We start from the raw sequence: 1,859 nt of genomic DNA, 5'->3' as shown, positions 1-1,859 counted from the left end.
GCTGTGGTGGACGAAGACGGCGAATCAGCCGCAAGCACTGGCTCAATTGCGTATGTACTCGTAGAACCAGCGAAAGCAGGGGATAAATATCTGATTGTTGCCAATCCGGTAATGGTGGTTCTGAATGCGGAAGCTCTGGAAACATCTCTCGATCACGCTTCTGTCGTGGCGACCCTTTTAGCTAAAGGCTATGTCTTTGCCGATTATGGCACTGTTGCACTGCGTACCACATAAGAATAATAAGGAATAACAACATAATGTCTTACACCGATCTATTTTCTGGGAAAATGTATGATTTCGCCTCTCCCTTCGAGATCAGCGTTGCCCCCAATAATGTCATCTCGAATTTAAATCTATTTAAGATTGAACATCACCAGCTAAACCGCATTGCAATTGATACCAGCATTATCTCTGATAATCTGACTGCACCGGAACAGCCAGCCTACGCACAAAGCGCCTGGGGTACGGCACGCCGTCCAGAGTTCAGCACTCAGCTTTATGGTCTTCGCTACGTGAACTCTTTAAACTCCGTAACCTCGCGTGATCTGGAACAGTACCGCAGCCGTCAAATTCCAGATGTAGGCGATCAGATTACGCTGGCACTGGCTGATTTCTCTGCCGCCCAATACAGTCAGATTCAAAACAGTATCGAGCTTGCACTTTGTGAAGCCCTGTTGGAGCTGAAACAGGACAGCGACTACACCGATCAGGGAAACTTAGATTTCCTTGCAGGTGGTGCTAAAACGCAGTTCACGCTTGATGCAAGCGACACAGCGAATATCTTTGAACAGCTAACGCAGATTAACCGTATTCAGTCGGTAACTCTGGGTGAAGGGCTGGCAAAACAACGCCGTGGTATGGTGATTCTGGCAGCAGGAAAGGCCGCAAGCGCCCTCCGTTACCATTCAAGCATTTCGCAGTTTATGACCTACACCCTGAGCGTTAACAATCCTGATAACTTCTTTACCAAAGTGCAGACCGATAACCCTGGGCTTGAGTCCTGGCAGTTAAACGGCGTTACCGTGATCGATGTTACCGGAATCCCTTCCATTGCCTCCCGCATTGGCGCTGATGGTTTCGTAGCGATCCCACTGCTTGATAAAAATGCTTTCACTCTGCATAGCGGTGTGGGTACTCGCCACGCTACACAGGGCAAGGGTGCTGATCTGGTTCATCAATACGTTGTGGTTGATCAGCAATTTGGTTTCCCTTCTATCTGTTCCGAGTCTTCATTCCTGCCGTTCATCCCACAAGTGGTGGCACAGTCGATTGTATTCGGTAGCTTGAGCGCTTAACGAGCGTAGACGGTAGTTCTAACCGTCTGAAATAAAGAAGAACTATTTGAATAGGGCGTGTGAACGTTGGGAACATCTCCCCAGTGTTCCCGCCCTTTTTTATTTCCAGAATAAGAGGAAAGATGAAATTGGAACTTATCCTAAAGAGTCGAGGCTTGCATTTACAACTTAATGATACGAATGCCGAGCAACTACTGAATTTAGCAGCCGTATCGAGAGCACTTGATGTGAGCTATTCAAATTTAAGACAACTCATTTTCAAAGGAATGAGTGTATCAGATGCGCTTAATTATCTTGTGAACGAAAAGAAAGGCGGTGAATAATCATGCTTGAAATCCACACAAGTTCTATCAAGAACACGGTGAAATTTAGTGTTGATCGTAATTCAATGAAAGAAGCTATGGACGCTTTCGATCAAATTCAGAAGAAAGCTAAAGGCATTAAAGATCCCACGTTGAATATGAAAAAATTCAGCCAAGGGCTTAAATCTGCTGAAAGAGAATTAGACAAGCTGAATAAGAAAGCGTCAAAGCCTCGTAATAGCGATGAACGAGAAAAGGCAAG

The 1,859-nt window shown here is 45.7% G+C and carries 2 protein-coding genes and 2 pseudogenes; all 4 read left to right on the top strand.

The features are described 5' to 3' along the window. A pseudogene (locus IPZ49_RS22835) lies at positions 1–234 on the top strand (hypothetical protein); the annotation flags it as partial. Between the two features lie 23 nt (positions 235–257). Next, positions 258–1,295, top strand: a complete 1,038-nt coding sequence (locus IPZ49_RS22830) for a hypothetical protein (RefSeq protein WP_048218514.1) — start codon at positions 258–260, stop codon at positions 1,293–1,295. A 122-nt stretch (positions 1,296–1,417) separates the two neighbouring features. Next, positions 1,418–1,618, top strand: a complete 201-nt coding sequence (locus IPZ49_RS22825) for a hypothetical protein (protein ID WP_223863116.1) — start codon at positions 1,418–1,420, stop codon at positions 1,616–1,618. Between the two features lie 2 nt (positions 1,619–1,620). After that, a pseudogene (locus tag IPZ49_RS22820) lies at positions 1,621–1,859 on the top strand (hypothetical protein); the annotation flags it as partial.

The sequence above is a fragment of the Enterobacter cloacae complex sp. S2 genome, from assembly GCF_015159675.1.
Classification (GTDB): Bacteria; Pseudomonadota; Gammaproteobacteria; order Enterobacterales; family Enterobacteriaceae; genus Enterobacter; species Enterobacter intestinihominis.
The sequence above is the reverse complement of the archived record's forward strand: the minus strand, read 5'-3'. Positions and strand labels throughout refer to the sequence as shown.

Excerpts from the sequence above, each read along its gene's own strand:
- IPZ49_RS22830 (WP_048218514.1), top strand. The coding sequence starts at position 258 with ATGTCTTACACCGATCTATTTTCTGGGAAAATGTATGATTTCGCCTCT.
- IPZ49_RS22825 (WP_223863116.1), top strand. The coding sequence starts at position 1,418 with ATGAAATTGGAACTTATCCTAAAGAGTCGAGGCTTGCATTTACAACTT.